This window comes from Pseudomonas sp. NFACC04-2 (assembly GCF_900119265.1).
GTDB classification, from domain to species: domain Bacteria; phylum Pseudomonadota; class Gammaproteobacteria; order Pseudomonadales; family Pseudomonadaceae; genus Aquipseudomonas; species Aquipseudomonas fluorescens_AA.
The window spans coordinates 396826-421010 of the sequence record NZ_FPJC01000001.1; the positions used below are offsets into that span (position 1 = coordinate 396826).

The window sequence follows — 24185 nt, forward strand, 5'->3', positions numbered from 1 at the left end:
TGGCCCGGGGGACAACGCGACTTACCTTTTCTCGACCAGTCGCAGCGACTGTGCCCCCTCCAGCGATAGGTGAATCACAGCAGCCCTGCTCGGGAAGTTCGGCGCATCGTCATCGGTATTTTCCATCACAGGAATATCGATCAGGGTCTGCTCACCCGTCGGGTCGCTGACCAGCCTGGCATCCAGTTTGTCGATGGCACGCCAGCTATCGCCCCCGACGCGCATCACGTCCAACAGGCTGTAGTGCGGCATGCCTTCTTCGTTCTCTTCGGGCGTAAAGGCCGCCAGGTATTGGCTGTAGTTGTTGCCCATACCGAAACCCTCGATGGTGAAGACCGCGAGGGTAACCTGGCTGTCCTCGCCAGTGTCCAGCGTCTGCACCAGCGTCGCTTCTGGGTAGCCGGTGGCATAACTGTCTTTGATGAGCGCGACCAAGTGCCCGATCTGTGCTTCCAGGGCTTTCGGCACAGGTTTCGATTCAGCGGCGTGAGTCAGGGTACAGGTGAAAAACAAGGCAGCGGTCAGCAGGCGCAATTTCATGAAAGTGAATGTCCAGGGCGTCGGGAGGTCTGCGCGCAATGGTAGCGGTTGATAAGGGATTTGGTAGCCCACTGTCGATTAGGTTTTGTGGTGGGGTGCACAACCTTGCTCGCGAACGCGGTGGGTCAGTGCGCATTGAGGTTGGATGTACTGCCGCCATCGCGAGCAAGCTCGCGATGGCGCTGGGTCAGTTCGCAATCGATGCACTGGCAGCAGCCTGCGCAAACCCCCGCCGCAAGTCCTCGATCAATACCTCGACATCCTCCAACCCCACATGCAAGCGCACCACCGGATTCAATGCCCGATCCTCGGCACGTTGACGATCCTGGGTATCAGCAACGGTCACCAGGCTCTCAAATCCCCCCCAGGACGCGCCCAACCCAAACACCTGCAATGCGTCGATGAATCGCTCCAGGTAAGCGTCGTCGTATTCGCGAAGTTCAAAGGACAGCAACCCATTGCTGCCCTTGAAATCCCGCTGCCACAACCCGTGGTCGGGATGCTCGGGCAACGCGGGATGGAAGACCCGCTTCACCTGCGGTTGCGCCTGCAACCAATGGGCGATTGCCAGGGCCTGGCGCTCATGGGTGTCCAGGCGTGGCACGAGGGTGCGCGCGCCACGCAGGACCAGGTAAGCGTCGTCGGGACTGACAGTGTTGCCGAAGCTGTCGCTCATGGCCGCCAGTGCCGGCCAAACCTCCTGACGCGTGCACACGCTGCCCATGACCACGTCGCTGTGGCCGCTCAGGTATTTGGTCAGGGCCATGATCGAGATGTCGGCGCCTAATGCCAGTGGTCGGTACAACACGCCCGAACTCCAAGTATTGTCCACTGCCAGCAAGATGCCGCGCTGCTTGCAGAGTGCGGCGATGGCCGGCAAGTCGCAGAGCTCGTACAGCAATGAACCGGGCACTTCGGTGTAGACCATTTTGGTATTGGCCTGCAACCGTCCGGGCAAGTCGCTGCCGTCGGGGGCGAAGTAGTCGACCTCTATGCCGAAGGCCTCGAGGAAGTCCCGGGCCACACGCCGTACCGGGGCATACACCGCATCGGTGATCAGCACATGATCGCCAGGCCGCAGGTAGGCCAGGAAGGTTTGCGCCACGGCAGCCAACCCGGTGCCAAACAGCCGCGTGCGGTAGCCACCCTCCAATTCAGTGACGAGGTCTTCCAAGGCGAAGGCCGTCGGATTGCCCCGGGCGCCATAACTCAGGACTCGCTCGCTGTCGCGCCGGGCACGGGCGTCACGCATCTGGGCCAGGTTGTCGAACAGCACCGTGCTCAGGCGGCTGACCGGTACGTTGACGGGCCTGGCACCGGCGCCCTTTGCGGTGCGCGCGCCATGGACCAGACGAGTCCGCAGCCGCTCAGCGACAGTGCTTTGAGGCTGTCCCTGCAATGGCTTGAGACTGGCGACCTCCTCCTCGCTCATTTGCGCCAGCAGACCGATTTCCCACGCCAGGTATTGGCGCGCCGCGTCCTTGTTGCCAGCGTGGCGGTCGTGGGTGAAAAACAGGAAATCGATGCACTGTGCATCCGGCAATGTATCGGCGCCTTCTTGCAACGCCAGGCCCGCCGAGCGCCAGGCATCCGGACCGCCGTCCAGCAAACGGACGTCCGTTCGAGGCAGCTCCAGTGCCGCCAGGGCGGCGAGTCGGGCGTCATCGGCCACCAGCACCAGCGGCCGCTGCTCGCCCGCCAGCGCACGGGCCAATAATGGCCGGATCGACCAACGCGCCCCGGCGATATGACCTTTGCGATACGCCCGGCTCGAACGCAGGTCGATCAAGGCCACTGCGTCATCCTTCAGGGCATCGGCCAAGGCCTGCACGCTGATCAGCGGCAGCTTTTCAGGCGCGACGCCGGTTCGAGCCGGTAATGCCAGGCCACTGCTCAACCCACCGGACAACACAAAGGCCTCGTGCCCCAGCTGCCGCAGCCAACTGGCGATGATCGGTGCGCGTACGCCGTCATTGTCGAACAGCACCACCCGCGCCTGGCGCACGCCCACGTACAGATCGGTGGATTGAATCAACTGCCCGCCCGGCGTGTGTTGTGCGCCCGGCAACGTGCCAGCGGCAAATTCCTCGGCGGTGCGCACGTCGCAGAAGAACAGACTACGCCCGGCGTCCACGGCCCACTGCTCGACCTGGGCAGCCCCGACGGCGGGCGCTCCGGCCCGTTCGGCCAGGCGTACCGCCGCCAGGCGCTGCCCCGGCAACGCGCTGCTCGACACCTCATCGGCATAGCGACGCTCGCTGCCGTGTTCCAGTTGAAGATCTTCCAAGTGCCAGCCTTGCGTACCGTTTTCCAGGGCATAGATCGGATTTTTCAGACCCAGGTCGATCAACGTCTGGGCGCCGATGATGCTGCGGGTCCGGCCGGCGCAGTTGACCACGATGGGGGTCTGCTCGTCCGGCACCAGGTCGTGCACGCGGTAGCCCAGTTCGCCATTGGGGCAACAGATCGAACCGGGAATGGTCATCTTGCGATACTCCTCCAACGGTCGGCCGTCGAGTATCACCAGCGGCTCACCCCGGGCCTGCCACTGTGCCAGTTGACGGGCGCTGACGTGAGGCGTGTGACGGACCGCCTCCACCTGCTCGCCAAAAGCCTTGGATGGCACGTGCACACCAGCGAACAGCTGATAGCCGGCGGCCTGCCAGCCATCGGCGCCGCCCTCCAGGATGTGCACATTGACATAGCCCAACGCTTGCAGGCGTTGCGCCGCACGGACCGCCAGATCCCCGCCATCCTGATCATGGAGCACCAACCGCACCTGGAGGTTCGGCGCCAACCGCCACACTTCCAACTCCAAACGGCTATAGGGCAGGTTCACCCCGAAAAACAGATGGGCTTCGCCATATTGGCCGTGCTCACGCACATCAAACAGGGCGATTTCCTGCCCGTCGAACAACCACTGCTGCAGTTGCTGGGGAGTTAGGGTCTGGCTCATGGGAGTCCCGCTGGAAAAATGGAGTGACTGGAACGCAAGGTTGGCGTCAGTGGGCATAGGCCTTGATCGACGGGGCCATTTGCGAGGCGTTGTAATTGAGGATGCGCCCGTCGGCTTCGACGCCGTAACGGCCGTTGAGGGACTCCAGCGGCAAGCCATAGAGATGGAAATGCAGGGTCGGTTGCTCGCCTGCGACCCGAATGCCATGCAGGTCCTCACCCAGGAACGCGATGGACGTACCGGGCTGCACGATCACCTCTTTTTCCAGGTGCAAGGTGGTGTATCCCGGTTCGCGACCTTCGTCATCGCGTCGATAGACGTAGTTGATTTCCTCGCCTTCAATGGCGCTGATGATGGCCCAGGTTTCGTGGTTGTGGGGGATGGTGCTTTTGCCCGGTAGCAGCGAGTTCAGGTACAGCGTCGGCGTGTCGCCGTCGTCATTGAGGCGATAGCGAAACGCGGTGCTGCCCTGCCCCGGCTCCGGTGCCGGAAAGGCCTCGAAGTTGAACAGGTCGCGGCGCTCGGCCAGGGCCTCCAGCAGCACGACAATCTGCTTGAGCGCGGCTCGGTCGACGCCACGCTGGTGAATGACGCGCACTTGCTTGAGGAAGTCCTCGATGATATCGGCACGGTCAGGGGCGGTCATGGCAGTCTCCTTTAGACGGACAGGCTGTAGCGACTCAGGTTGGTCAACAGGAAAGGATCATCGGCGATGGGCGGCCGTCGCCCCGGATCACCCAAGGCATGGCGCAGAAACTCCCGGGTGCGCTCGCTGGTGGGGTGCTGGAAAATCCGCGCGGCGCTACCGTGCTCGACGATCACGCCGTTCTCGGTGAAATAGACGACATCGCTGATCTCCTCGGCGAAACGCATTTCGTGGGTCACCAGTACACAGGTCATGCCCTCTTCGGTCAGCTCGCGAATCACCGTCAACACCTCGCCGACAGTTTCCGGATCCAGGGCCGAGGTTACTTCATCGAACAGGATCAGCTCCGGCCGCATCGCCAGGGCGCGGGCAATCGCCACCCGTTGTTGCTGGCCGCCCGAGAGTTGTCCCGGATAGGCATTGGCCTTGTGCTCCATGCGCACCTTGGCGAGCAAGGCGCGGGCATCTTTCTCGGCGTCGGCCCGATTGCGGCCAAGGACCTTGCGCGGCGCAATCACCAGGTTCTCCAGCACCGACAGATGCGGGAACAGGTTGTACTGCTGGAATACAAACCCCACGCGCTTGCGCAACTCGATGCGCTGGGCTTCCTGGGCCAGGGTGTGGACCTCGGTGGCACCAACACGGATGCTGCCCCGCTGGGGTTGCAACAGGCCGGTGATGCAACGCAGGATCGTCGACTTGCCCGAGCCGGACGGGCCGATGATCGACACGGCTTCGCCACGGCGCACGTCCAGGTCAATGCCCTTGAGCACCGGGTTGCTGCCGAACGACAAGTGCAAGTCGCGCAGGCTGACCAGGGGTTCGGCGACGGTTTCAGTAGAAGGCATAACGTCGCTCCAGGTATTGGGTAAGGCGGGAAATCGGGTAGCAATAAGCAAAGAACAGCACCAGCAGGCTCAGGTAGATCACCACGGTGAAGCCGGTCAGGTTCACGGTGTTGCTGGCGATCTGCGCGGTGTCGATCACGTCGTGCACGCCCACCAGGGAGGCCAGTGCGGTGCCCATGGTGATCACTGCGTAGAGGTTCATCCACGGCGGCAACATGCGCTTGAAGCACTGCGGCAGGATGATCGAGCGGAGAATCTGCCCACGGGTGAACGCCAGGGAACGCGCCGCCTCCCATTGGGTGCTGGGAATCGAGGCGATGGCGCCACGGAAGATTTCCGCGATATTGGCGCTGGCGGGTAAAGCCAGGCCAAGGGTGACCTTGACCCAGTCCGGAAACGAGACATAACTGTTGCCGATACGGATCTCGAACGGGAACACATACGTAGTGAAGTAGATCAGCACCAGCCAGGGCGCGTTGCGGAAGACCTGCACCCAGATCCGCGCCGGCCAGCGCAGCAGGCGCAGGGGCGACAGGACCATGGCACCGACCAGCAGCCCCGCCGCGGAGCCCAGCCCAATGGCCAGCAGGCTGATGAGAATGTTCTGGCCGAACCCCGCGGCCAGGGCCGGCGACCATTGCAACAAGGCCTTGAACACCGGACTGTGCGGGGCGACATACACCAGCCAGGACAACGTCGCCAGCCCCAGCAGCACTTTGCCAAAATGTCGCCGCGGCCAGGCCAGTGGCGCGATGACGGACGAATCAATGGCCATAGCCGGGCATCCTCAGGCGCGCTTCGAGGTAGCGCCCCACGCAGTTGACGGTGAAACTCAGCAGGCCGAAAAACCCCAGGATCAGGATCATCAGTTCCAGCACGTTATCGCTCTGGGTCCAGATCATGATGGCCGCATAGGTGATGTCGCCCACGGCGATGGCCGAGGCCACGGCGGTCATTTTCACCAGGTCGATCAGGTTGTTGATCAGCGACGGCAAGGCAAAACGCAGGGCCAGGGGCAGTTGCACGTTCCATAACAATTGGCGGCTGTTGAAGGCCAGCGAGCTGGCCGCCTCCAGGGTCACCGTGGGCACGGCCTCGATGCCGGCCCGCAGCGCCTCGGCATGGAACGCGCCCTTGTGCAGCGAGATCACGATCACCACCCAGGCGAAGGGGGTCAGCGGGTTGGCCGCACCGACGGCCTCGGTCAGCAGCATGTTCAACACCAGGAAGGCGCAATACAGCTGCACCAGAGTCGGCGTGTTGCGCGTGACTTCGACAAACACCCGCGCAGGCCTTGCAAGCCAGGCCTTGCCCGACGTCAGCAGCGCCGCCAGGCCGACGCCCGCCAGCAAACTGCCGACGATGGTCAGCAGGCACAGCGACACCGTGGCCAACGCGCCCTGCTCCAGCGTGCCGCGCTGATAGGCATCGAGCAGAAAGTTGTAGTTGAGGCCGAGGCCCGCGCTCCAATGGACGAATTGCTCCAGCCAATGGGTCATGGTTCGCCCCTCAATTGGCCGCAGGCGTAGGCAATACGGCGGCCCGCTTCGGCGACGGTTTCGGTCGCCGTGGCGATGGACAGGCGAAACCACGGCGACAAACCATAGGCACTGCCCGCAACGCCAGCCACGCCCTCGTCCAGCAGGTACGCAATGACATCGGCATCGTGCTCCAGCTGCCGACCGTCCGGGCGATAGCGCCCCAACAGCCCGGCGCAGCACACAAAGACGAAAAATCCACCGTGAGGCTCGAGGACTTCAAGACCCTCGACATTGCGCAAGGTGCTCACCAGCACATCGCGGCGCTGACGATAGGCCACGACCTGTTCCGGCAAGAAATCCAGCCCGCCCTCGAACGCCGCCAAGGCCGCCGCCTGGCCGACCGAGGACGCCCCGGAGGTGGATTGCGATTGCACCACGGTCATGGCATCGGTCAGCGCTTGCGGCCCGGCACCGAAACCGATGCGCCAACCGGTCATGGCATAGGTTTTCGACACCCCGCCCACCAGCAGGCAGCGCGATTGCAAATCCGGCGCGACGTTGAGCAGGTTCTGGGGCGGGCGCCCGTCGAAACGAATATGTTCGTAGAGTTCATCCAGCAGAATCAGCACGTGGGCATGCCGGCGCAGCACCTGGGCCAAACCTTGCAGTTCTGCCTCGCTGTACACCGCGCCACTGGGGTTGCCGGGGCTGTTGAGGATCAGCCAGCGCGTGCGCTCGCCGATGTGTTGCTCCAGTTGTCGAGGCGTGAGCTTGCAGCCTTGGTCCAGCCCACATTCGATGAACACCGGCTCACCACCGTTGAAGCGCACGCTGTCCGGAAAGGACGGCCAGTATGGCGTCGGTACCAGCACTTCGTCGCCATCATCGAGGGTCGCGGCGAAGGCATTGAAGATGATCTGTTTCGCACCGTTGGCAATCACAATGGATGCCAGCGGATAGTCCAGCTGGTTTTCCGTGTGCAGCTTGCGTTGCACCGCCACTCGCAAGGCCTTCACCCCCGGCGTCGGCGTGTACTTGGTGGCACCGGCGGCAATGGCGGCATAGGCGGCCTGCTTGATGTGCGCCGGCGTATCGAAATCCGGCTCACCGGTGGTCAGGTCGAGAATGTCGCGACCGGCGTCACGCAGGGCCGTGGCCCGCGACTTGGCGGCGGCATTGGCGGACAGCGAGACACGCTGCACGCGCTTGGACAGATAAAGCGTCATGGCTGAGTTTGCTCCAGGACCTTGCCCGGATTGAGCAGATTGCGCGGATCCAGCGCCTGCTTGATCCGGAGCATCAGGTCCAGTTCCACGGTACTTTTGTAGCGCCCCAGCTCGTTCACCTTGCGCTGGCCGATCCCGTGTTCGGCACTGATCGAACCGCCATGGGCGTGGGCGCTGTCGTGGACCAGTCGGCTGAGGGCGGCGTAATGGGCCATGTGCGCGTCGACCGTGGAGTCCAGCGGATGGGCGACGTTGTAATGCAGGTTGCCATCCCCCAAGTGACCGAAGGTGTAATGCCGCACGCCGGGAAACCGCTCCTGCAACAGCGCATCGGTATGGGCAACGAACGCCACGACCTGGGAAATCGGCACCGAGATATCATGCTTCATGTTGCGACCGGCACGCTTTTGCGCATCGCTCATGTTTTCCCGCAGCTGCCAGAACGCCTGGCTCTGGACGAGGTTTTCGGCGATCAGCGCATCGGCCAGCAGGTGCTGCTCGAAGGCTTCACCCAGTACCTGCTCAAAGACTTCCCGTGCATGGCTTTCACTGCGGTTATCGGACAGTTCCAACAGCGCGAACCAAGGCTGGCGAGCACTGGCGAAGGGACGCGGACCGTTGGGAAACTGCTCGCGCAACAGCGCAAGGCACTCGGCACTGAGCAACTCGAAGGCCGTCAGGCTGGCACCAAAGCCGGCGCGGGCATGGGACAACAAGGCCACTGCCTGCTCCAGGGAGTCGAACGCCAGAAGCGCGGTGGCCTGGGCCTTGGGCAGCGGAAACAGCTTCAGGGTCGCGGCGGTGATAATGCCGAGCGTGCCTTCGCTGCCGATAAACAGGTCCCGCAAATCGTAGCCGGTATTGTCCTTGCGCAAGCCGCGCAGGCCATCCCAGATTTCACCCTGGGCGGTCACGACTTCCAGGCCCAGGGTCAATTCACGGGTATTGCCGTAGCGCAGCACCGCGGTGCCGCCGGCATTGGTGCCCAGGTTGCCGCCGAGGGTGCAACTGCCTTCGGCACCGAGGCTCAAAGGGAACAAGCGACCGGCTTGGCGGGCAACGTCCTGGACGGTTTGCAGGATGCAGCCCGCCTCGACGGTCAGGGTGTCGTTGTCGGTGTCCACGGCGCGTACCCGATTCATTCGGTCGAGCAACAGCAACACGGCACGGCCGCTGGCGTCCGGGGTGGCGCCGCCCATCAGTCCGGTGTTGCCGCCCTGCACCACCACCGGTGTGTCAGTCGCGGCGCAAGCCCGGACCACCGCCGCGACCTCTTCGGTACTGGCCGGGTGTACTGCGGCAATCACCTGGCCGACGTAACGGCCCTGCTTGTCGGTCAGGTACGGCGCGGCGTCTTCGCTGCCCTGCACATGCTTGGCGCCGACCAGTGCCTGCAACGTCAAAAACAACGAATGGCTCATGGTTGCGCGGCCAGGGGGGCCGCATGGCTGTACTTGGCATGCAGATCACGCAGGGCCTGGGACGGCGCCATGCCGGTGCGCTCGCCCAGCTCGATCAGCCAGCCGCTGCGGTGCCAGTCGCGCACGATGGCATCGAGTTTGGCCTGGGTGTCGTGCTCGCCCTTGCGCAGCCAGATCACCGAATTCGATGGGATCAGATCCCCCGGCAGCGGGATTTCATAACCGGCCCATTCGGCTTCGCTCAACAGCGCATGCAGGGTCGGGCTCACATGGACCGCTGCCACGCAGCCATTGCCGCGCAACGACAGCAGCGACTCGGACTGACTGCGAAAAGCCTTGATCTGTGCGCCGTAGGTTTCCTGCAGGGGCTTGATGAAGTTGCTGCCCTGGGACACGCATACCGGTTTGCCTTTGAGATCGGCCCACTGGCGGATGCCGGAACCCTTGCGAATCAGCGCCGCCCCACCGACCTCCTCATAGGGCGTCGGCACGTAGTCGAGAATCTCGCCACGCTCTTCGGTGAACTGCATGTTGGCGATCAGGATGTCGACTTTGCCCTGTTGCAGGAATTGCACACGGTTTGGCGCCAGCACCGACACGGTCTGGGTCTCCACGCCCAGCGCCTTGCCGATGCCCTGGGCCAACTCGACGTTGTAGCCCAGGTGCTCGCCTGTCTTGGGGTCGATGGTGCCGAACGGCGCGCCACTGAGCATCACCCCGACGCTGATGGCATGCCGCTGCTCGATCCTGTCCAGCGTGGCATCGGCCTGGGCCAGGCTGGCCGCGCAGCCGACGGACCACGCCAGGCACAGGCTGACCAGGGTTCGTGGAGCGAAAAATGAATTCATGGGCAATGACCTTGAACGTGGGTGGTTGAAGAGAGAAAACAGGCGTGATGATCCTCAGGCGTCGTTGGCCTGGAACTGTTTCTGCAACTCCACCAAGGCGGGTGACGCCGGGGTGATACGGTTACGGGTCTGGGCCTCGATCAGCCAGCCGCTGCGGTGCAACTGCTTGATGATCGGGTCAAGTCTGGCCTGGGTATCGCTTTCACCCTTGCGCGTCCAGATCACCGAGGGTGCTGGGTTCAGCTCCGGGCTCAGGGCGCGGTAACCCTGCCATTCGGCGTTGTCGGCAATCAGTGGATTGATCAGCGTGGCGTCGTGCACCGCCGCGACGCAATTGTTGCCACGCAGTGCCAGGAGTGATTCCGAGGAACTCTTGAAAGCCTTGATCTGGACGCCCAACTCGGTGAGCGGCTTGATGTAGCTGCTGCCCTGGGAGGTGCACACCGGTTGATTCTTCAGGTCTTCCCAGCGGCTGATCGTGCTGTCCTTGAGCACCGCCGCGGTGCCACCGACGCGGTAGAACGGCGTGGGTACGAACCCGAGGATTTCACCGCGCTCGGCGGTCCATTCCATATTGGCGATCAGCACATCGACTTTGCCCTGCTGCAGGAACTGCACGCGGTTGGCGGGCAAGACCGGCACCAGTTGCACCTCGGCGCCCAGTTGCCGGCCCAATTCCTGGGCGAGGTCGACGTTCAAGCCGCGCGGTTTCTGGGTGGTGGGGTCGATGCCGCCGAACGGGCCACCGGACAGCAGCACACCCACCACCAGTTCGTGGCGCTGTTCGATCTTGTCCAGGGTGGCATCGGCCTGGGCGATGTTGACGGCTGACAATGAAATCAAGACGCCCAGCAGGACAGGCAACAATCGTTTTACGGGTGAGCGCTCGAGCAACATGGATTTCCCCTCATGGATGGCCGGCGTCCCCCGACCTGATGAGTGGGCATCCTAGGTAGCCCCTGGAGGCAAAGGAAATTCAAATATCTAATATCGTTATAACTCTCAGGGTTTGGTTTGCAGGCGAAAATCTTATAACCGCTGTTTTACTGGCTTAAAGTCATGACCCCGTCGCAATGCTCCCCTCAACTCATAAAAATCTGTAATGTTTAGGTTTGCCCCCTTGATGTAAAGCAACCGCCATGTCGACCCTCGATCTTGAATTACTGCGCACCTTCATCGCCGTGGTCGATCACCACAGCTTTGCCGAAGCCGGCGCCCAGTTGTCTCGCACACAATCTTCAGTGACCCAGCACATGCAACGCCTGGAACAGCAGGTCGGGGTAAGCCTGTTCGAAAAACGCGGACGGCAAAAACAGCTCACGGAAGCCGGCCAGCAATTGCTGCGGCATGCGCGACAGATGCTATCGCTCAATGACGACGTCCTCAGTTCGCTGCGTGAGAGCAGCCTCAGCGGCGTGCTGCGCATCGGTTCGCCCCACGACATCGCCGACACCATCCTGCCCCCGATCCTCAGTCACATCGCCCGCTCGGCCCCGCGCTTGCGCCTGGAAATCGATGTCGGACGCAGTCCGTTCCTGATGGACGACCTGCATCGAGGCAAGGTCGACATGATCATTTCCACCCGCCAGGATCCGAGCCTTGAAGGCTTCGCCTTGCGCACCTCGCCGGTATGGTGGATCTGCTCGGCCCAGTACCTGCACAACCCCGGCGAACCGTTGCCGCTAATTCTGGTGGATGAGCCCAGCATCTATCGCCGCTATGCCCTCGAGGCGCTCGAACGCGCCAAGATTCCCTGGCGCCAGGCCTACCTGGCCTCCAACCTGATCGGCATCAAGGCCGCGACCCGCGCGGGCTTAGGGGTCACCCCTCGCAGTATGGAAATGCTCGGCCCGGACATGCGGGTATTGGGGGAAAACGATGGTTTACCGCGGCTCCCGGACGTGACTTATCACCTGTGGATTCGACCCAATACCGTCAATCCATTGGTACGCCGGGCTTATGAGTTGATCCGCAGCAACCAGGGGCACGGGAACTGATACGGCCCGTGCCCCTTCGCAGGATCTTGCCCGGCGTCAGACCCCTGAGCGAATGCGCTCGACCAGGCGAGCCTGGAGTTTTTCCAGTTCCTCGGGATCGGCCTTGCCCCGGCCATGCACACCCGGCTCCTCACCTTCCCAGCGAGGAATGATGTGCATGTGAATGTGAAAGACCGTTTGCCCGGCCACAGCGCCATTGAACTGCGCGACCTGGACCCCGTCCGGCTGCAGCTCGTCCACGATGATGCGCGTCAGGCGCTGTACGGCAGACATCATCGCGCCCAATACAGTGGGCTCGACTTCGAGGATGTTGCGTGCCTGGGAGGCTTTGGGGATGACCAGGACATGGCCGCGTGATTGAGGAAAGATATCCAGGAAGGCCAGCACATCGGCGTCTTCGTAAATCTTGTAGCACGGCGCATCGCCGCGAAGGATCAGCGCAAAAATGTTCTGCGGATCGTAATGACCGTGGAGACTCATGTTCACTCCTTGAATGGGTTTGGAGACGTAGGTTGCCGGTAAGAGATTTAGCACAGTCCAGCGGCAACGTCTCGTAGAGGCCTGCTTGAACGTCAGCGCTGTGCTTGCTGGGGAGGGTGTCGTATCCGCTGGTATCGGTGCTGGAGGCCGGGACCGCTATCGCGAGCAAGCTCGCTCCCACAGGGAATTTGTGGGGGGCACTCAATAACAGTTCGCCGCCGGCCATTGTGGGAGCGAGCTTGCTCGCGATAGCGGCGAGTCAGTGGGCATCAGGGCTGAAGGTCGGGGGCGCTTTCGCGGGATTCCTTCAGCGTAACGGCCATTTTCTGTTGCAATTCACTTTCCGAAAACGGCTTGTGCAGAACCGGCCGCGCGGCGTACTCGGTCGGCAGCCCGCTGGCGCCGTATCCGGTGCTGAACAGAAAGGGGATTTGGCGCTCGCGAAGAATGTCGGCCACCGGGAACACACGCTCGCCGGCCAGGTTGACGTCCAGGATCGCCAGGTCCACCTGCACCGAGCCGGCGATGTCACATGCAGCGGAGAGCCGGGCGACCGAAGCCACCACTTTGCATCCGAATTCTTCCAGCATTTCCTCGATCAACAGGGCAATCGCGCCTTCGTCTTCGACGACCAGCACCCGGGTTCCAGCCAATGGGCTCATGCCCCGTCCGCTCCAATCAGGAACGAAAAGCGGCAGCAAACGCCCTGCGGGGCATAGGTGAGGTCAAACGTGCCGCCCAGGTCGCGCTCGATGCAGCGCTTCATCAAGCGCGAACCCAGCCCTTCCCGTTCCGGCGGGGATACCAGCGGCCCTCCACGCTCCTGCCAGTCGAGGGTCAGCCATGTTCCGTCCGCTTGGGTCTGCAAGTGCCAGGTGACAGCAAGCGTCCCCGTCTCGACCGACATGGCCCCGTACTTGAGCGCGTTGATCGCCAATTCATTGAGGGTCATCGTCAGGTTGAGCGCCACGCGGGTGCCGATGTCCACGCAAGCGCCCTCGATCACGACACGGCCAGGCTCATGCCCAAAGACCGGCAGCAATACTTCATGGGCCAGGGTGTCGAGTGGCGTCTGCCCCCAATGGCGCTTGGTCAAGAGGTCGTGTGCACGGGACAATGCCAACAGTCTGGCCTCGAAACGCCTGTAGCCGTCCTTCGCATCCTCTGCATTGCGCGCGGTCTGGGCCGCCAGCGATTGCACCGTGGCCAAGGTGTTCTTGACCCGGTGATTGAGCTCATCGATCAGCGTTTTCTGCCGGTTCTCCGCCTGTTTTCGTTCGGAAATATCGACCAGCATGTTGATGGCGCCCACCAGGTTTCCATCGGCGTCATGCAACGGCGTGGGAAACGGCGTGAACGGTACATGGCTGCCATCCGGCCGCTCCGCGATGGCCTCGACGCCGCGTATCGGCCGGTTTTCCTTCAGCGCCACCGCCATCGGGCATTGATCGTGGGGAAGTGCGGTTCCGTCCGTATTGAACAGCTTCCAGGTCACGCACCACATGTCGCCCAACTGCGGGGTGCGCCCCGACAGCTCGACAGCGGCACGATTGTAGAACGTGATGCGTCCCTCGGCATCGGTGGTGTACACCGCGGCGGGCAATGCTTCGAGCAGATTGCGCATGTGCCGTTCGCTTTCGCGGATCTGGTTTTCCATCCGCCGCGCCAGCGTGACGTCCTGCAGCACCCGCACGCCATAACGAAACGCACCGTTGGCGTCCCTCACCGACGAGCTGTGGATGTCGAGATAGACCACCTCGCCATCGGGCTTCAGGGCGCGCTTGCGCAGCACGTAGTTATCCAGTTCACCGGCCACCTGGCGGGCGTACAACCCCGCATCCTGGGCGATGCAGTCCGGATGGGTGTAGTCCAGGAACGTCATCGACAGGAGCTCCTCCCGCGACCGACCCAGCATGTTGCACAGGGCGTCGTTCACCCGGAGCAAGCGACCGTCGATATCGACCTCGGAAATCCCGACGGTCACCGCCTCATAGGTCGCCGAAAGCCGCTCATCGCTATCCTGGCGCGCCACCTCGGCCGCGTGGACGCAGCTCCTGTCGATGGTGAAGCAACGGGTGTTGAAAAGCCTTCCGTCCTCGAAGCGCCCGTTCGAAGTGATGGTGACATGCTTGATCGAGCCGTCTTTCGCCCTCAGGCGCGCCGGATAACTCTCCAGGCAGTCACCACTGCCCAGCTTGGTGAGGATATCGTCGATAACCGGTTCATCGACATGAAACTCGGTGATATGCCGCCCGATGTATTCCTCTGCCGGATACCCCAGCAGCGCCAGCTCCGCCTTGTTGGCGCGCAGGATGATGCCCTCGCCACTGACGATATGCAGGCCCACGGCGCTGTTTTCGAAAAAGTCTTCCAGGTCGGCACTCTTGCGCCGAAGCTCCTCGGCCATGGCATGGTGCGCCGAAACATCCTGGAAACAGTTGATCACCCCTTGAATGACGCCCCAGCGATCCCGGAGGGCGCGGATGTTCATCAGCGCCACGAACCGCGAGCCATCCGGGCGCTGGATGATCACTTCCTGGTTGCGCGGCGCAATGCCTGTATTGAGCGCCGCGGCCGTCGGGCAGTGTTCGAATGCCAGCGGCGTGCCATCGGCCAGGAACAATCGATGGGCGCCGCAAAAACGGTCGCCGTTCTCTCCAAGTGCTGGCGCCCTTCCCCACAGCTCGGCCGCCTCGCTGTTGTACCGCACGAGCCAGCCCTGGTGATCGCAGAGGTACACCGCACCGGGAATGGCATCGAGCGCGCTCGTTCCCATTGCGATCAAGCTTTCGTATTCGCTCGGCGCATGGGTTTGCGTGGGTAGCTCTTCAATGTTCGACATCAGTCATCCTCAAACCGCCTGGCTGAAACACCCTCGCTGTCCTTCGCCCCAGTGCATCGCCTGGGTCAGTGGTTCCAGCTCGCAGAAATCCCTTTTAAAGGCCGATACGGCGACTGTTCGCAGGGCTTCAATGGAGTCTAGATCCTTATTCATCGAACGAGTTCAGCAAAACTCGACGCCAACACCTTCGCGCCTCAAAACTTGAAGAGCGCCTGGGGTGCCTGGACCATTAACGCATGCATCAGCGACGCCGAACATTCCAACGCGCGCAATTGCGCCATGACCGTCTCGAAGCCGTCCTGCGCTTCATGCTGAGTGTGCGGCCAATCGCTGCCCCACACCAGGCGTTCGGGGCCGAAACTGCGTTCCAGCTCCGCCAACGAGGCGCGGGCGAATTCAAGGTTGCGCGGGGCCGTTGCGCCCAATCGATAGATGCCGGACACCTTCATCCACACCTGCCCGCCCTGCCCCGCCGCCATCAATTGGGCGAAGCCAGGCTGATCCAGCCCCGAGCGCGCATCCGGGCGGCCGAAATGATCGACCACCAACTTGATGCCCCATGGCAACAGCTGAGCCATCAACCCCGGCAAGTCCACCAGGTTGGCATGCAACTCGACATGCCAGTCCAGTTCCGCGATGTGGCCCAAAAAGCCGCGCCAGGCGGCGTCACGAAAATCAGGCAAGGCTTTGCCCATCAGGTTCAAGCGCACACCGACCACGCCCAACCGGGCCATGTCCTCCAGCTCGGCTCGGCTGACGTCTCGCTGCACCACCACGACCCCGCGCAACTGCTCCGGTGCTTGCCGTAGCGCGGCCAGCAGGTAGCGGTTATCGGTGCCGAGAAAACTCGGCTGCACCAACACGCCATGGCTCAAGCCATGGGCGTGCAAGTGGCCCAGGTATTGAGCGAGCGTGGCGTCATAGTCGGGTGTGTAGCGCCGGACAGCGGCCAGTTCCAGCTCACGACTGAACACGTGGGCGTGGCAGTCAATGCCGGTCATCGGTTTGGTACAGGTATCAACCATGGGTCTCATCTATTGACAATAAGGGAAATCAGGCTCGGGCGCTCTGGCTGTCAGGCTCAACCACAGGCGCCGATGCCGCAATGGCTTCCAGGCTGCGGCCGCGGGTTTCCGGCAAGCACAGCGCCGCGATCACCGCCACGCCGTAGGCAATCCCGGCGTCGATGCCAATGGCCGAGCCCAAGGACATGGAATCGCTCATGTGCCCGACCAGGAACGGGAACACCGCCGAGAGCACCCGGCCGAAGTTGTAGCAGAACCCCACACCGGCGCCGCGCACATCCGCCGGGTACAACTCGTTGAAAAACGCCCCGAGGCTCGCCGGAATGCCGGCCGCGAAGAAACCGAGCGGGAACCCCAGGAACAGCATCTGGGTGTTGGTCAACGGCAGGAACACATAACACTGCACGGTGACTACGCAGCACAGCGCGAACAACACGATGTTTTTCCGACGACCAATGCGATCGATCAACAGGCCGCTGACCACACAACCGCACCAGAAGGCGAAGATGATTACCGCCAGGTAGCCGCCGGAGTTGAGCACCGACAGGTTGCGCTCGGTCTTGAGGAAGGTCGGCAGCCAGGTCATCACCGCGTGGTAACCACCGTGCGCCCCGAGCCCCAGCAACCCGCCAAACAAGGTCACGCGGATCAACTCGGGGCGAAAGATACCGGCCAGGGATTTGAAGAAACTCTGCGGGATGACATTGTCTTTTTTCAGGCGCTGGAAACTGTCGGGCTCTTCAACATTGCGCCGCACCCAGATGATCAGGAACGACGGCAGCAGGCCCACGACAAACATCACCCGCCAGGCCATGTCCTGCGGAACGAGGGAGTAGATCAGCGTGAAGACGCCGACCGCCAACCCCCAACCCACCGCCCAGGCGCTTTGCACCGTGCCCATGACCTTGCCGCGGTACTTGGGGTTGATGGTCTCGGCCATCAATACCGCGCCGGCGGCCCATTCCCCGCCAATCCCGAAGCCTTGCAGCGCCTTGACGATCAACAATTGGTGGAAGCCAGTGACGAACGCCGACAGGAAGGTGAAGAACGAAAACCACAAGATCATCCATTGCAGCGTGCGCACCCGACCGTAACGGTCCGACAGCGTCCCGCCGACCCAGCCGCCAATGGCCGAAGTGACCAGGGTCACGCCGCTGACCAGCCCGGCATCGCCCTTGGTCAGGGCGAACGCGGCGATCAACGCCGGTATCGCCAGGCCGAACATCTGTACTTCCAAGGCGTCGAGCGACCATCCGCCGAAACAGGCCCAAAACGTTTTGCGCTCCCGCGCAGTGACTTGGCGATACCAACTGAACATGGTTCTTATCCTTGTAAGTGGAACGAAAGGCAGCCGAGAGCGAACCGCGCCGCTACAGGGCCAGTCATGACAAACAAAACGGTAAGGACAGCGGCGACCGACTCGCCGCTAGCCGGGTCGGGTCAGCGAATTTCCACGCTGTAGCGGAAGTGCTCGGCATGCCCGCGAGAGCGTCGCCACTCCAGGGGATTGCCCGCGTAGTCCCGCGCCAGGCGCTCGATCACCACCACCGGGCTGTTGACCGGCACCTGCAGCAATCTTGCGTGCACCTCATTCACCGATTCGGCGGTGAGGGTTTCTTCGGCATAGGCGACAACCTGGCCGCACACTTCTTCATAGATGGGGTAAAGCAACGGGCCCTTTTGACTCAGGTCGATTTCGAGCAAGGCCTGGAAGCGGCTACGGGGCAACCAGATTTCTTCGGCGAGCACTGGTTTCACCTCCAGCAGACGCACCCGCACCAGGCGAATCACCGGCGCATCCACCGGTAACCCCAGCGCCTGGGCCACCGCCGACGGCGCGGCCACCGGCTCCACGGACAAGATCCGACTCTCGGGGACCCGGCGTTCACCAGAGGCACTTTGAAAACGGAAGAAACGGAACAGCGACGATTGAAACTGCGGCCGGCGAATGAAAGTACCGCGCCCCTGCTGGCGCTCCAGGATGCCCTCGCTGACCAGCGCATCAATGGCCTTGCGCACTGTGCCGGTCGACAACTGGTACTCCGCTGACAGGGCGGCCTCGGTCGGAATCGCCTCCCCGGGGCGCCAGCGGTTATTGGCGATCTGCTCAGCCAATTGGTCGCGCAAACGTTGGTAAAGCGGCAGACGGACGTCGCTGGAAAGAGAGCTCATTGACCTTATTCACCTTGTTATCTAGTCATATATATGAATATCAGCGGCGAGTATTTACCCAGGCTCGATGGCTGTCAAGAAGTGCCAGGGTGTCTCGTTGACGAATGGTGAATCCAACGACGCAGCCGCCCGCAATTAACAACGTTTAACTCGCACGCTCGCGCCCCACGCCCAAGAATGAAGCCCTCTGCCCAGACCTGTTTTCGCCAAGGCGTAACAAGCACCGGTGGCCTGTCATTGGCGCAAAAGCCCCCTTCGCCCGCCCAATTTCACATGGAAATGAAGCATGTTGCCTCCTCCCTACCACTCAACCGCCGCCCTGAAGCCGCTCTGGCTGCTTGCCCTGATCACCAGTAGCGCCGCACCGGCGATGGCAGCGGAACTCGCGCAAAACACGCCTGGCTTTCTCGACGGGGCGACGCTGGAAGTCCTCGGCCGCAACTTTTACCTCAACAATGACTATCGCGCCCCGACCCCAGCAGGCAAAAGCTACAAACAGGAATGGGCCCAGGGCTTCATCGCCTCGTTCGAGTCCGGTTTCACCCCCGGCACGATCGGCGTAGGCATCGATGCCCACGGGTTCCTGGGGTTGAAACTGGACGGCGGCAAGGGGCATTCCGGAACAGGATTATTGCCGCTGGATGAGAACGGGCGAAGCGAGGAGCATTACTCCAGTGCGGGCGGCGCGCTAAAATTCAACACCTCACGCACCACCCTGGCGGTCGGCGAAATGACCGTGCAGAGCCCGGTATTCGATACCGCAGACAAACGCCTACAACCCGAATACGCCAGCGGCCTGCTGCTCTCCAGCCGCGAGTTCAACGGGGTCGACCTGCAGGCGGGCCACTTCAGTACTTTCAAGAATCAGGACGCCTCGACCGGCAAGGGTGATTTTTCCGGGTATGGCGCGACGACGCGCAACAGCGCCATCGACTTCATCGGCGCCGACCTGTTTACCGGGCAAGCCCTGGGCGGCGCGCTCTATGCCTCCGAACTGAGCGATACCTGGCGCCAGTACTATGCCAACCTGCATACCACCCTTGGCGAACTGTTCCTTGACGGCAACCTGTATCACACCCGCGACTACGGCAAGGCCAACGCCGGGGCCATCGACACCACTGCCTATAGCCTGAGTGGCAAGTATCGGCTCAATGCCCAGGCGTTCACCCTGGCCTATCAGAAAATCAACGGCGACACGCCCTTCGATTTCGTCGGCGGCGACTCCATCTACCTGGCCAACTCGATCAAATATGCCGACTTCAACGGCCCCGGCGAGCGCTCGTGGCAAGCGCGCTACGACCTTGACCTGGGCACCTTGGGCATCCCCGGCCTGAGCTTCATGGCCCGGTATGTGACTGGACGCGGGATCGACGGCAGCCATGCCCCCCAAGGCGGCGCCTACAATCCGTTCGATAGCGACACAGGTACTTACAGCCCGCAACAAGGTGCTGGCGGGCGCCATTGGGAGCGCGACCTGGACCTGCACTACATCGTGCAGTCAGGCCCGGCCAAGGACCTGTCATTGCAACTGTCCCACGTCACCCATCGTGCCAATAGCAGCCAGAGCGGCGATGACATCGACCGGCTGTACCTCGTCATTGAGTACCCGCTCAAGCTGGGGCCGTTCTGACGTTGATTGATGTCATCGTCATGGGGCGCGTGCGCTACAGTGGCCTAGGCAAGCTGATCGATAGCACCGTGGAAGGGCTGCTGTACAAGCTGCCGTGCAGCGGTGTGGGTGATTGCACCGCAGCAAGTCAGCTGAAAGCAACGTTCAGCCACACCGGACACTCGCAGGCTGGGGAAAGACTCATGCACATCGACTGGTTCAACTTCACACCTTGGTCGTCCTTGGCCGGCGGCATGCTGATCGGCCTGGCGGCGGGCCTGTACATTGTCGCCAATGGGCGTATCGCCGGCGTCAGCGGCCTGATCGGCAGTCTTCTGCAACGAGGCGCGGAAGGCCTTGGTGAGAAAGCGCTGTTTCTCCTCGGCCTGCTCGTTGCGCCACTTCTCTGGGGGGTGTTTGCCAGCCTTCCAGCGATTGAGTTCCAGGGCGGCGCGGCCGGTCTCATCATCGCCGGCCTGTTGGTGGGTATCGGCACCCGCTACGGTTCAGGTTGCACAAGCGGTCATGGCGTGTGCGGCCTGTCCCGCCTTTCGCCGCGCTCGATGGTTGCCACCGCTTGCTTCATGCTCAGCGGTTTCGCCACGGTGTTTGTCTTGCGTCACTGGCTGGAGATTTGAACATGCTCAAACTGAGCGCATTCATGGCCGGGTTGTTGTTCGGCTTCGGCCTGCTCCTGGCGGGCATGACCAATCCGAGCAAGGTGTTGGCGTTCCTGGACCTGGCCGGCGCCTGGGACCCGTCCCTGGCCCTGGTCATGATTGGCGCGATTGGCACCGCCATCGTCCCGATGACCTGGGCACGCCAGCGCAGCCGCTCGTTGCTGGGTCGTCCCATGCAACTGCCAGCCAAGCGTGAACTGGACAAGCGCCTGATCGGCGGCGCCCTGGTGTTCGGCATCGGCTGGGGCATCGCCGGCATCTGCCCAGGCCCTGCCGTGGCAACCCTTTTGACAGGGCACTGGCAAGCCATCGTCTTCGCCTTGGCCATGCTGGCCGGCATGGTGCTGTTCACGGTGTTGGAAAATCGACGGGGCCGCTGAGGCGCAGTGCTGATCGTTGATCCTGCCTAAGCCGTTTCTTAACGAGATATTGAGATGGGAAATTTTCCTACACGCTAGAAGACGTCCGGTAAAACGGGACTGCCCTTGATCGTTCTTCCGTAGTACAGTAGGCAAAACCCGATAAATATCCACCTTTAGATGACCTGAAGTGCCAGGCCCGACGTCAATGGACCCGCACACCCGTCATCCTTCTACCGCGGCGGTAATTGCATGATCGACATCACCGAAGTCTCCATTGCCCAACTGCGCGCCGCGCTGGAATCGGGCCAGACCACAGCGGTAGCCCTTGTCCAGGCCTACCTCGCCAGGATCGATGCCTACGACGGTCCCGACACACCCACGGCCCTCAACGCGGTGGTGGTGCGCAATCCGGATGCGCTGAAGGAAGCGCAGGCTTCCGATGCCCGTCGGGCCAGTGGCCAGACCCTCGGCCCACTCGACGGCATTCCCTATACGGCCAAGGACAGTTATCTGGTCAAAGGGCTTACCGCCGCCTCCGGAAGCCCGGCGTTCAAGGACCTGGTGGCCTATCGCGATGCGTTCACCATCGAACGACTGCGCGCCGCCGGGGCCATCTGCCTGGGCAAGACCAACATGCCGCCCATGGCCAATGGCGGGATGCAGCGCGGGGTCTATGGCCGGGCGGAAAGCCCGTACAACGGCGACTACCTCACCGCGCCCTTTGCCTCCGGCTCCTCGAACGGTGCGGGCACGGCAACCGCCGCCAGTTTCGCGGCGTTCGGCCTCGCCGAAGAAACCTGGTCGAGCGGACGTGGCCCGGCGTCGAACAACGGCCTGTGCGCCTACACGCCGTCGCGTGGGGTGATTTCGGTGCGGGGCAACTGGCCGTTGACGCCGACGATGGATGTCGTCGTGCCCTTCGCCAGGACCATGGCCGACCTGCTCGAAGTGCTGGACGTGGTGGTCGCCGAGGACCCGGACACCCGTGGCGACCTGTGGCGGTTGCAACCCTGGGTGCCGATTCCGAGCGTCGAGTCGGTTCGTCCCGCCTCGTATCCAAGCCTTGCCAGCAACCCAGGGGCGCTGGCCGGCATTCGGTTCGGCGTGCCACGGATGTACATCAATGCGGACCCTGAAGCCGGCACCGCCGAGGCCCCCGGCATCGGCGGCCCGACCGGGCAACGAATCGTCACCCGCGCCTCGGTGATCGACCTCTGGGAGCAAGCCCGCAAGGCCCTTGAGGCTTGCGGCGCCGAAGTGGTCGAGGTGGATTTCCCGCTGGTGTCCAACTGCGAGGGCGACCGTCCCGGCGCACCGACGGTGTTCACCCGCGGCCTGGTTTCCAAGGAGTTCCTGCACCATGAGTTGTGGGACCTGTCGGCCTGGGCATTCGATGACTTCCTGCGGGCCAACGGTGACCCAAAATTGAATCGCCTGGCCGACGTCGACGGACCGAAGATCTTCCCCCACGACCCGGGCACCCTGCCCAACCGGGAGGACGATCTGGCCGCCGGCATGGATGAGTATGTGAAGATGGCCCAGCGCGGCATTACGCCCTGGGACCAGATCCCGACACTGCCCGACGGGTTGCGGGGGCTTGAGGCGACACGCCGGATCGACCTGGAAGACTGGATGGAACGGCTGGGCCTGGATGCGGTGATCTTCCCGACCGTCGCCGACGTCGGACCGGCGGATGCGGATATCAATCCGGAATCTGCCGATATCGCCTGGAGCAACGGGGTCTGGGTCGCCAACGGCAACCTCGCCATCCGTCACTTGGGCGTACCCACCGTCACCGTGCCAATGGGCGTCATGGCGGACATCGGCATGCCCGTCGGGCTGACATTCGCCGGGCGTGCCTATGACGATTCGAGGCTGTTGCAACTGGCGTCGGCGTTCGAGTCGATTGGCTCCAAGCGCCGGGTCCCGCCTCGGACACCGCCATTGTCGGCTTGACCCGATCATGGGGGCTGCTGCGCAGCCCGGCGGGAGCAAGCGCCCTCGCCACAAAAGCCCAGAGGTGCAATACTGAGGGCCATTTTGGCGAGGGTGGCGTTTGAATGATCCACACGGTCACCCAGCCGAGCAAGCAACCGTGGCGAGGGAGCTCGCTGGGCTGCGCAGCGGCCCCCGGCGCCATGCCTACAGCCGGAAATACTGCTGCATGGCACGGGCCAGCAGGCTCACGGCTTCATCGCCGCGCGACGCCTGGGCTCGCATGAACACCACCTCATGCTCCGCGATCACCGGCAGGCCTTCGAGGATCCGCATGGCATCCGTCACACGCCCACGGTCTATCAGGCTGATCGCCAACCCGGCCTCTACGCAGGCCTTGATGGCTTGGTTGGAGGGGCTTTCCAGGACGATACGGGTCTTGCGCCCGCTTTGCCTGAGGGACTCCATCATCGCTTGCCGATAAGGGCATTGCGCCGCATGCACCGCCAGCGGCAGCGGCTCCATCGAAGCCGCCGTCGTGTGGGCCGGGCCGACCCAGACCGGCGTGGTGGACACCAGCACTTGCACCTCTGCATTCGCCTGCCCCTTCGGCTGGGCAATAACTGCCGCCTGGAGCTTGCCGCGCTGCACCAGGTCGCGTAGCGCATAGCTTGGCGCAGTCTTGAGCTCCAGCACCACGTTGGGCCACGCGGCGGCGAAGGTCGGGAGGATGTCGCGGATCACATGGTCTGCGTACTCATCCGGCACCCCCAAGGTGATACGCCCCGCCAAACGGGTTCCGTGCAGGTCGGCCAGTACCCGGTCGTGGGTGCTCAGCAGCTCCGTCGTCGCCACGAGCAAACGCTGGCCCAACGCGGTAAGGGATACCGATTGGTTGTCCCGGTTGAGCAACCGCCCGCCAGCGACCGCTTCCAAACGCTGGATATGCACGCTGACCGCCGCCGGGCTTTTGTGCAGTTGGTCTGCCGCCGCACTGAATTTGCCGATCCGCGCCACCGCATGAAAAGTACGTATCAAGTCGATATCGAGTATGGCCGTCATGATTCAATCTTCGTGAATAACTGATGCATTACATTTTGATTTATTAGATTAGCCG

The 24185-nt window shown here is 62.7% G+C and carries 22 protein-coding genes; 5 read left to right on the plus strand and 17 right to left on the minus strand.

Annotated elements, in window-relative coordinates; all coding sequences use genetic code 11:
- Positions 1-21 precede the first annotated feature (21 nt).
- From BT125_RS01600 to BT125_RS01645, 10 genes are all read right to left on the minus strand, one after another.
- On the minus strand, positions 22-540 hold the full coding sequence (locus BT125_RS01600) for a hypothetical protein (RefSeq protein WP_072404706.1): 519 nt from the start codon (positions 538-540) through the stop codon (positions 22-24).
- 187 nt (positions 541-727) lie between these two features.
- Positions 728-3496 (minus strand): cystathionine beta-lyase, encoded by a 2769-nt coding sequence (metC, locus tag BT125_RS01605; RefSeq protein WP_072404708.1) that lies wholly within the window; start codon positions 3494-3496, stop codon positions 728-730.
- Between the two features lie 46 nt (positions 3497-3542).
- Entirely contained in the window at positions 3543-4142 is a 600-nt protein-coding gene (locus tag BT125_RS01610) for a cysteine dioxygenase family protein (protein ID WP_072404710.1), read from the minus strand.
- 11 nt (positions 4143-4153) lie between these two features.
- Positions 4154-4990 carry an amino acid ABC transporter ATP-binding protein gene (locus BT125_RS01615; protein WP_072404712.1) on the minus strand — a complete coding sequence of 279 codons (837 nt, stop codon included), beginning with the start codon at positions 4988-4990 and terminating at the stop codon, positions 4154-4156.
- Entirely contained in the window at positions 4977-5765 is a 789-nt protein-coding gene (locus BT125_RS01620; protein ID WP_072404714.1) for an amino acid ABC transporter permease, read from the minus strand. Before BT125_RS01620 ends, BT125_RS01615 begins: the two co-directional genes overlap by 14 nt.
- Entirely contained in the window at positions 5755-6489 is a 735-nt protein-coding gene (locus tag BT125_RS01625) for an amino acid ABC transporter permease (protein WP_072404716.1), read from the minus strand. Before BT125_RS01625 ends, BT125_RS01620 begins: the two co-directional genes overlap by 11 nt.
- Complete coding sequence (locus BT125_RS01630) at positions 6486-7697, minus strand: aminotransferase class I/II-fold pyridoxal phosphate-dependent enzyme (RefSeq protein ID WP_072404717.1); 1212 nt, start codon at positions 7695-7697, stop codon at positions 6486-6488. Before BT125_RS01630 ends, BT125_RS01625 begins: the two co-directional genes overlap by 4 nt.
- Complete coding sequence (locus tag BT125_RS01635) at positions 7694-9118, minus strand: FAD-binding oxidoreductase (RefSeq protein WP_072404719.1); 1425 nt, start codon at positions 9116-9118, stop codon at positions 7694-7696. Before BT125_RS01635 ends, BT125_RS01630 begins: the two co-directional genes overlap by 4 nt.
- Entirely contained in the window at positions 9115-9966 is an 852-nt protein-coding gene (locus tag BT125_RS01640) for a transporter substrate-binding domain-containing protein (RefSeq protein ID WP_072404721.1), read from the minus strand. Before BT125_RS01640 ends, BT125_RS01635 begins: the two co-directional genes overlap by 4 nt.
- 54 nt (positions 9967-10020) lie before the next feature.
- On the minus strand, positions 10021-10863 hold the full coding sequence (locus tag BT125_RS01645; RefSeq protein WP_072404723.1) for a transporter substrate-binding domain-containing protein: 843 nt from the start codon (positions 10861-10863) through the stop codon (positions 10021-10023).
- A 242-nt stretch (positions 10864-11105) separates the two neighbouring features.
- Between BT125_RS01645 and BT125_RS01650 the strand changes: the two genes are divergently transcribed.
- Complete coding sequence (locus tag BT125_RS01650; RefSeq protein ID WP_060741881.1) at positions 11106-11963, plus strand: LysR substrate-binding domain-containing protein; 858 nt, start codon at positions 11106-11108, stop codon at positions 11961-11963.
- Positions 11964-11999: 36 nt separating this feature from the next.
- On the opposite strand, the gene BT125_RS01655 is transcribed toward BT125_RS01650, so the two are convergent.
- The 6 genes from BT125_RS01655 to BT125_RS01680 form a co-directional block, all read right to left on the minus strand.
- Complete coding sequence (locus BT125_RS01655) at positions 12000-12443, minus strand: HIT family protein (RefSeq protein WP_072404725.1); 444 nt, start codon at positions 12441-12443, stop codon at positions 12000-12002.
- 269 nt (positions 12444-12712) lie between these two features.
- Complete coding sequence (locus tag BT125_RS01660) at positions 12713-13105, minus strand: response regulator (protein WP_072404727.1); 393 nt, start codon at positions 13103-13105, stop codon at positions 12713-12715.
- A complete protein-coding gene (locus tag BT125_RS01665; protein WP_072404729.1) occupies positions 13102-15285 on the minus strand; it encodes a PAS domain-containing sensor histidine kinase in 2184 nt (727 codons plus the stop codon). Before BT125_RS01665 ends, BT125_RS01660 begins: the two co-directional genes overlap by 4 nt.
- A gap of 194 nt (positions 15286-15479) precedes the next feature.
- A complete protein-coding gene (locus BT125_RS01670) occupies positions 15480-16310 on the minus strand; it encodes an amidohydrolase family protein (protein ID WP_072404730.1) in 831 nt (276 codons plus the stop codon).
- Positions 16311-16338: 28 nt separating this feature from the next.
- A complete protein-coding gene (locus BT125_RS01675; RefSeq protein ID WP_072404731.1) occupies positions 16339-17628 on the minus strand; it encodes an MFS transporter in 1290 nt (429 codons plus the stop codon).
- A gap of 122 nt (positions 17629-17750) precedes the next feature.
- Complete coding sequence (locus BT125_RS01680; protein ID WP_072404733.1) at positions 17751-18482, minus strand: GntR family transcriptional regulator; 732 nt, start codon at positions 18480-18482, stop codon at positions 17751-17753.
- Positions 18483-18768: 286 nt separating this feature from the next.
- Here BT125_RS01680 and BT125_RS01685 point away from each other — a divergent pair, with 286 nt between their 5' ends.
- The 4 genes from BT125_RS01685 to BT125_RS01700 all read left to right on the plus strand — a co-directional run bounded on the left by BT125_RS01685 (position 18769) and on the right by BT125_RS01700 (position 23089).
- Positions 18769-20112: an OprD family porin gene (locus BT125_RS01685; protein ID WP_072404735.1), complete on the plus strand. Its 1344-nt coding sequence runs from the start codon at positions 18769-18771 to the stop codon at positions 20110-20112.
- Between the two features lie 20 nt (positions 20113-20132).
- Entirely contained in the window at positions 20133-20729 is a 597-nt protein-coding gene (locus BT125_RS01690) for a YeeE/YedE family protein (RefSeq protein WP_256573691.1), read from the plus strand.
- Positions 20730-20731: 2 nt separating this feature from the next.
- Positions 20732-21151 carry a DUF6691 family protein gene (locus BT125_RS01695; RefSeq protein WP_072404736.1) on the plus strand — a complete coding sequence of 140 codons (420 nt, stop codon included), beginning with the start codon at positions 20732-20734 and terminating at the stop codon, positions 21149-21151.
- A gap of 231 nt (positions 21152-21382) precedes the next feature.
- Positions 21383-23089 (plus strand): amidase, encoded by a 1707-nt coding sequence (locus tag BT125_RS01700; RefSeq protein WP_072404738.1) that lies wholly within the window; start codon positions 21383-21385, stop codon positions 23087-23089.
- 186 nt (positions 23090-23275) lie between these two features.
- Here the strand turns inward: BT125_RS01700 and BT125_RS01705 are convergent, their stop codons facing one another.
- Positions 23276-24130 (minus strand): LysR family transcriptional regulator, encoded by an 855-nt coding sequence (locus BT125_RS01705; protein ID WP_072404740.1) that lies wholly within the window; start codon positions 24128-24130, stop codon positions 23276-23278.
- Positions 24131-24185: the final 55 nt, after the last annotated feature.